Here is a 6900-nt window from a genome sequence, read left to right as displayed (position 1 = left end):
GGCTGTGGGCTGTGGGCTGTGGGCCAGATTATATCTTCCGCTGCAGAAGATTTCGCAAAATCCCCCGAAGCCAGCGGTTTGCCGGATCGTCTTGCTGCGCGTTATGCCACAACAAAGACAGTTCATAATCCGGCATTTCAACCGGCACCGACTCAGCATTTAAGCCATAGCGTTGGCACCACGCGGGAGCCAGCCCCTGCGGTACCGTGGCGAACAGCGGCATCTGCTGGAGTAGCAGCGGTAAGCTGGAAAAGTGCGGCGTGACATAGCGTACACGTCTGGATTTCCCCAGGCGCTGCAGAGCATGGTCAAGGGCACTTTCGCTGGCACCGCGATAAGAGACCAGCGCATGCTGATGACGGACAAACTGCGCCAGCGTAAGGCGTTCCAGTGCAATTTGCTGGCGGCTCCACACAGTGCGAAAACCCGCCGGGCCGATTTTCTCGCGAGTTAAGTCACGACTCACTTCATTCCCGACGGTGATCACCACATCCGCCTGCTGCTGCTCCATTAACGGAATCGCCTGCCAGGGATCGGCAGCAACGACATGAATATCCACTCCGGGCGCGTCGGTGGCGAGTTCCGCTAACAAATCAGGCATCAACCACTGTTCCAGCCAATCGCTGATGCCGATACGAAAACGACGGTTATCATGCTGCGCATCAAACGCATCCGGCGTGAAGATCACCCGATGCAGATCCTGCATCAGCGGTGCGAACTGCTGTACTAATTGTGCAGCGCGTGGCGTTGGCGTCATGCCGTGTGACGTGCGGATAAACAGCGCATCGTTAAACATCTCGCGCAACCTTTTCAGGGCGGCGCTCACGGCTGGCTGACCTAGGCAGAGGCGATTGGCGGCCTGCGTGACGCTGCGTACCTCGTACATCACCATCAACACAATCAGCAGATTAAGATCGACACGAGAGAAATCATTTTCATTGATGTTATTCATGATTTTAATCGATTTAAATAATGTTCTGCGCCTCAGTATAGTGACTTTCAACTTACTGTCACGGACGCCGTTGAGCGCGTCTTCTATCAAGTGGAGCACAACATGAAGATTCAGGTGGGCGAGTGCCAGGTTGAAAAAATCACAGAACAGCGCGCAGCCTTTCCATTCGGTGCGTTATTTAAAGCACATCGCAGTGAGATGAGTGACGCCTTTGCCGAACAGCCTGCGGAGGTCTCGATTCACAGTTGGCTGGTGCGCACCGCTGAACACACCATCCTGATTGATACCGCAACCGGCAATGGGCGCAATCGGGATAACAAACCGTTATTCCATCTGCTGAATACGCCTTATGTCGAGAATCTGGCACGGGCGGGCGTTGATCCTGCTGAAGTGACGCTGGTATTGATGACGCACATCCATACCGATCACGTTGGCTGGAATACGCACTGGGTGGAAGGTGAGTGGCAACCCCTGTTCCCCAACGCGCGTTATGTGTGCTCGGCGGTGGAATTGCAGCACTGTCAGAACGATCCCGCCAGCCAGGAACTTTATCGCGACAGTATTCTGCCGCTGATCGAGCGCGGCCAATTGCAGACCATCGATGTAAAGGATTCCCCGCTGTTCGCCGGGGTGCTGCGCTATATTTCCACGCCGGGTCACAGCATCGATCACGCCTCGATTGTGCTGGAAAGCCAGGGCGAATTTGCGATATTTCCGGGTGATGTCATGCACCATCCGGTGCAATTTCAACACCCACACTGGAACTCGCTGTTCTGTGAAAACCTCCCACTCGCGATGGACTCGCGTCAACGCGTTATAGACTGGTGCCAGCAACATCAGGCAATCTGGTTCAGTTCCCATTTTCATAGCCGTTCTGTTGGGCGCGTTGCGCCTGATGGGCAATGGAGTCCACTCGAGGATTGACCGTATGCAATACGCTGACTATCTCACCGCGTCGCTGAGCGACTTAAAACAGGCACTGCTACGCGGCGAAGTCACCGCGCGCCAGCTGACCGACTACGCCCTACAGCGCATTGGCGAGGCAGACCAGCCGCGCTACAACGCCATCACCTGGCTGTTTGCTGATGAGGCGCGTGCAGCAGCAGAACAGAGTGATAAACGCCGTCAACGTGGTGAGGCGTGGGGTCCGCTGGACGGCGTACCAGTGCTGATTAAAGACAATATTGAAGTCCGGGGCTGGCCCACCAGCGCGGGCTCGGTGATGTTGCGCGACGTCATCGCTGATAACGATGCTCCGCTGGTCACCACACTGCGCCATCAAGGCGCGATTTTGATCGGCAAAACGGCGATGCATGAACTGGCAGCGGGCATTACTGGCGCCTCATCACTGAGCGGCTTTACCCACAATGCCTGGCAGCAAGGACGTTCACCGGGCGGTTCAAGTAGCGGTTCCGCGGTTGCCGTTGCCGCCGGTTATGTGCCGCTCGCTATCGGCAGTGACACAGCAGGTTCAGTGCGTATTCCCGCCGCGTTTAATGGTCTGTTGGGTTTACGCATGACGCGCGGTGCGCTTAGCACGGCCGGAATTGTGCCGCTGTCACCCAGTCAGGATATCCCCGGCCCGCTGGTGCGCAGCACGGCCGATCTGCGCATCGCCAGCGAAATACTCAGCGGCAAGACATTTGCTATTGAGGGAGAAGCCTTGCGGGTCGGTATCTGGCAGGAAGGATTCGCCGCCGATGAAGATGAGATTAACCAGGCGGTACAAGCCGCCGTCGCCGGGTTCGCACCCGCGGCACTGAGCTGGCCAGAATTAGAGACGTTAGCGGCTGATGCCAATATCATCGGCTATGAATTTGCTGAAGCGCTGGCGGAGTATTTAGCCGATAAACCCCAGGCACAGTTCCATTCCTTGCCTGAGATCGCCGCGTCCGGGTTGTATCATCCCCAGCTCGAAACCGTGTTTAAGACCCGCGCAGTTCATCCAGGTACGGCTAGCGAAGCTTATGCTCAGGTGCAGCAACGTCAGCGCGATCTTTATCAGCAGCTGGTGGCGATGTTCGACCAGCACAACATTAACCTGCTGGCCTACCCGGTGGTGCGCAGTCCCCCAGTCAAACAGGGTGAGATGCAGGAAGGCAGCAATGCGCTGGTTTCAGCGGTGACTGGCGCGCCAGCGATTTCGATTCCGGCTGGCCTGAGTGATGACGGGGTGCCGATTGGTGTCGAATTGCTGGCGCTGCGAGGTCGGGAAGATTTGTTGCTGCGCGCAGCTGAAGCCATCGAGCTGCGCATATCGCTGAATAAATAAAAGCGTCGCCGCTTGGGGCGACCGCATTTATCCGTGCAGTGACAGCCCTTTAATCGCCTTATCCACTGCTTTCTTTGGCCCACGAATCGCGATGCCGATCAGGTTCAGGTTGTCGGCATCTTCAGCCATAAATACCTCGCGGTTGGCGGCATCATGCCCGGTGGCGAACATAGCTTCCACATACGGGATCACCGTCAACTCCCGTTCCAAACCCTGGCGATGAGCCCGTTGTAATCCCGTGACATCACCCGCAAACACCAGCATCGGCTGGCCTGCCATATTGCCATATTGGCGCCCCTTCGCATCCACGTAGGGTTCGCCCATCATGTCAGGCGCGGCAGAAGCAATGCCGGTGGCGAGAAAGGCCACCACATTCAGGCGCTGCCAGGTGGCTAAATCATCACGAACAATCAGGGCGATTTTGGTATCAAACATCTGTCACTCCTCTCCGATGGGGTCTAAAACAGCATCATCTAAGAGTCGCGGGGGTGGGATATAGAACGTTTGTGCACTGTCGTTGATAGGAGGCCGGTGTCATGCGGTAGGCGCGTTGGAACCAACGCCCTAAATGACTCTGATCGGCAAAACCAACCTGTGCGGCAACCTGCACCGGCTCAATGCCCTGCGCCAGCAGCACGCGTGCGCTGCGCAACCTCAGTCGAACCAGGTAGGCATGCGGTGACTGACCAAATGCCTGCTTAAACTGACGCGTCAGCTTAAAGCGATCGATGCCCGCCAGACGTGACAGCTCATCCAGCCCGATATCCTGCGCCATAAAATCATGCAGGTAATCGCGTAATCGCTGCATTTGCTGCATCGCTGCGCCTGATTGCGCACTGGGTCTGGTTTCAAGATGGCGGGAAAGTATCGTCATCAGATGATCGAGGCTCTGGTCGCGCGCCAGTCGCCCTTCACTGTGATGCACTGAAAACCACGCCTGCTGGATGGCACTGGCCAGCAGCGCATTATCATTCAGCGTATGACGGAACGCCCCTTCAATGTGGGAGATATCACCCAGACCGCGTCGCTGCATCATCTCTGCCACCCAACGCTGCGGCAGATAGAGCATGGTATAGGTGAAACCTTCTTCGTTAGGCGCGTGGCCGCCATGCACCGCGCCCGGCTCAATCAATATGGCGCGGCCCGGCGTACTGGTGTGCAATGCGCGATGGCAGTTGAAACGTTGTAAGCCCTGCTGCGTCACGCCCACCAATAATTCGTCGTGATCGTGCGGATCGTAGGCGTGTCCGCGAAAATGCGCGTTGACGCTTTCGATACCGGTTTCGTCATCGCGACGAAAATCGACCCAATCATTATTGGCTGGCATGACGGCAATCTCAGTGCTCGGGGTGTGAGGAGAAGTCAGGCATAGCCTAGCAGCCTGAACCAGAGATAATCCAGTGGTAACAGCAGCAGCACGCTGAAGATAAACACCAGCACGCACAGCTGCAAGCCTGCTTTGGCAGGCACGTTGCCCAGCCCCATTGCCACCACCACTGGCGAAGCCTGATAGGGCAAAAGCGGCGTCGCGTAGGCAAATACCTGCATCATCACTACGCTCATCAGAGAAAAGCCGGATGCGTTTGCCAGCTCCTGCGCGATCGGTGTCACCATCGCTGGCACGCCGTTGGCGGTCAGCACAAAGTTCAGCAGAGAGACCAGCGCGTTAAGCACCGCGAAATTACCGAACGAAGCGTGATCCTGAAGCGGCAGCACACTCAGTAACAGATTGGCGATCAGTCGGCCAAGTCCTGAATCCACCACCACTGTCGCCACCCCGAGAATACCCGCGATATAGATACAGGTGCGGAAATTAACCCCGCTGGCGAAATCATCTCCTGAAAGAAAGCCAATGCGCGGCAGCAGACAAATACAGGCCGCCGCCAGCCCAACCCATGCGGCAGGCAAGCCGTGCAGGCTGTCCGTCATCCACAGCAACAGGGTGATTGCCAGCAGCCCCATCAGCCGCCATTCGCTACGGCTGAGCGGTTGAAGTTGATCGCGATGGCGCACAGGCTGCGGTTGTGCGCGAAACAGAAACAGAATCGAGGCGGCAAGCACCACTCCCTTGCCGATCCCCACCACCGGCATATGCAACAGCCACCAGGGCAGCCACTGAAGATGGATCTGGTAAGCGTTTTCGGCAGCACCGCTGAGCACCAGGTTAGGCACGTTAGCCGGTAAGATGCTGGCGGAGAGCTGGAAAGTGCCAAATCCCACGGCTAAAGCCAGACCAATGCTGCCACGACTCCCCGCTTTAATGCCTGCACGCTCACCCATCGCCAGCACCACAGGCATTAACAGTGCAATACGTCCCATATTCGATGGCATCACCAGCGCCAACAGATAGGTCAGCACCAGCGTCCCCACCACCATGCGCGGCCAGCTCTGGCTGAACGGCACCACCAGATAGTTGGCCCAGCGCTGACCAAGCCCGACTTTGCGGATCGCCGCGCCTAACACAAAACCACTCAATACTAACCAGAAGGCTGAAGAGGCAAAGCCGCTGAAGATGGTGCTGGCGGGGGCGATGTTGAATAACGTGGCAGCAGCAAAAAACAGCAGCGCGGTAAGATATTCGGGCAAGCGTGCACTCGCCCACAGCAAAATGGTGATGGCTATAATCAGCGTGGTAAGCCAGAAATGCATATCTGAAGTCACTGACTGAACTCCCTGTCTACGATCCGTCGCACAAAGCGGATAAGCATAGTGCAATCCACGGTGTGCAACGCTGAGTCAGTTAACAGTTTGTTAAATTGCTAGCTGTCCGAGCCAGTTTATTAACGCTTCACTGCCCGGCTGGCTGCGCGAACGCTGGGGCCATGCAAGAAAATAAGGTTTACTTAACGGCAGGCTTAACGCATCAACCATAACCAAATCGCCTCGTGCCAGCTCTGCAGAGATAAGCCTTTTCTGCCCTAATAACAAACCCGCGCCGGCCACCGCAGCATCAATCGCCAGAGAGGTGAGATTAAAACTTAACGCGGGCTGTGACGCGGGTTCCGCCATCCCTTTGGCCTGATACCAACTGCGCCAGTCAGGCAAAAAGCGCCCTTCGTTACCCCAATCAAGATGGATCAATGGCGCCTGTTGCAACACATTGTCTAACGGAAACTGCTTTAGGAGCGCGGGACTCACCACTGGCACCACCTCATCCAAAAACAGACGCTGCTTATCGAGTTGGGGGTAGCGATCTTCACCAAAACAGATGACAAAATCGGCTGGCGTGGCATTAAAATCCACCTGCGCATGGGTGCCATGCAGCGATAGGTCAATGTCAGGGCAGTGAACACGCCACTGCGCAATGTTTGGCAGCAACCACTTTGAGGCCAGCGCGGGCAGTGAATAGAGCGTTAACTTGGGCATCGCCGCCACATGACGCAGGTTTTGCTGCCCGAGATGCAAAATATCAAAGGCCTCCGTGACGTAGCGCAGATACTCCTTGCCGGTTTCGGTGAGCATGACCCCACTCTGTGTGCGCACAAACAGCGCGCTGCCCAGCTGTTCTTCCAGCTGGCGGATCTGCTGACTCACCGCCGCAGGCGTCAGGGCCAGTTGCGCGGCGGCTTTTGCCAGGCTGCCTAATTCCGCCGCCACCTTAAATGACTGGATAACGCTGATTTTCGGTAAACGCGGTGACTGTGCGGGCATTAAAGTTTCCTTAGCAGGGCATTAA

The 6900-nt window shown here is 56.6% G+C and carries 7 protein-coding genes; 2 read left to right on the top strand and 5 right to left on the bottom strand.

Translation table 11 applies throughout. The annotated features are described in order from the left end of the window. Positions 1-28: 28 nt before the first annotated feature. Positions 29-952: a LysR family transcriptional regulator gene (locus VI01_RS23480; RefSeq protein ID WP_045816854.1), complete on the bottom strand. Its 924-nt coding sequence runs from the start codon at positions 950-952 to the stop codon at positions 29-31. A gap of 102 nt (positions 953-1054) precedes the next feature. Here VI01_RS23480 and VI01_RS23475 point away from each other — a divergent pair, with 102 nt between their 5' ends. After that, on the top strand, positions 1055-1876 hold the full coding sequence (locus VI01_RS23475; protein WP_045816853.1) for an MBL fold metallo-hydrolase: 822 nt from the start codon (positions 1055-1057) through the stop codon (positions 1874-1876). Positions 1877-1880: 4 nt separating this feature from the next. Then, entirely contained in the window at positions 1881-3224 is a 1344-nt protein-coding gene (locus VI01_RS23470; RefSeq protein ID WP_045816852.1) for an amidase, read from the top strand. 27 nt (positions 3225-3251) lie between these two features. On the opposite strand, the gene VI01_RS23465 is transcribed toward VI01_RS23470, so the two are convergent. From VI01_RS23465 to VI01_RS23450, 4 genes are all read right to left on the bottom strand, one after another. Beyond that, the gene (locus tag VI01_RS23465) at positions 3252-3659 is read right to left on the bottom strand and encodes a DUF2000 family protein (RefSeq protein ID WP_045816851.1); all 408 of its coding nucleotides are present in this window, start codon (positions 3657-3659) and stop codon (positions 3252-3254) included. A gap of 34 nt (positions 3660-3693) precedes the next feature. Continuing rightward, positions 3694-4551, bottom strand: coding sequence for an AraC family transcriptional regulator (locus VI01_RS23460; RefSeq protein ID WP_045816850.1), 858 nt, complete (start codon positions 4549-4551; stop codon positions 3694-3696). 35 nt (positions 4552-4586) lie between these two features. Next, entirely contained in the window at positions 4587-5873 is a 1287-nt protein-coding gene (locus tag VI01_RS23455; RefSeq protein WP_045816849.1) for an SLC13 family permease, read from the bottom strand. Between the two features lie 102 nt (positions 5874-5975). After that, complete coding sequence (locus tag VI01_RS23450; RefSeq protein ID WP_045816848.1) at positions 5976-6875, bottom strand: LysR substrate-binding domain-containing protein; 900 nt, start codon at positions 6873-6875, stop codon at positions 5976-5978. Between the last annotated feature and the right edge of the window lie 25 nt (positions 6876-6900).

The sequence above is a fragment of the Pantoea sp. SM3 genome, assembly GCF_000963995.1.
Lineage (GTDB): Bacteria > Pseudomonadota > Gammaproteobacteria > Enterobacterales > Enterobacteriaceae > Pantoea > Pantoea rwandensis_B.
Note: the sequence above shows the minus strand (reverse complement) of the source record. Positions and strands in the feature narration are given on the sequence as shown.

Excerpts from the sequence above, each read along its gene's own strand:
- VI01_RS23480 (WP_045816854.1), bottom strand. The coding sequence starts at position 952 with ATGAATAACATCAATGAAAATGATTTCTCTCGTGTCGATCTTAATCTG.
- VI01_RS23475 (WP_045816853.1), top strand. The coding sequence starts at position 1,055 with ATGAAGATTCAGGTGGGCGAGTGCCAGGTTGAAAAAATCACAGAACAG.
- VI01_RS23470 (WP_045816852.1), top strand. The coding sequence starts at position 1,881 with ATGCAATACGCTGACTATCTCACCGCGTCGCTGAGCGACTTAAAACAG.
- VI01_RS23465 (WP_045816851.1), bottom strand. The coding sequence starts at position 3,659 with ATGTTTGATACCAAAATCGCCCTGATTGTTCGTGATGATTTAGCCACC.
- VI01_RS23460 (WP_045816850.1), bottom strand. The coding sequence starts at position 4,551 with ATGCCAGCCAATAATGATTGGGTCGATTTTCGTCGCGATGACGAAACC.
- VI01_RS23455 (WP_045816849.1), bottom strand. The coding sequence starts at position 5,873 with ATGCATTTCTGGCTTACCACGCTGATTATAGCCATCACCATTTTGCTG.
- VI01_RS23450 (WP_045816848.1), bottom strand. The coding sequence starts at position 6,875 with ATGCCCGCACAGTCACCGCGTTTACCGAAAATCAGCGTTATCCAGTCA.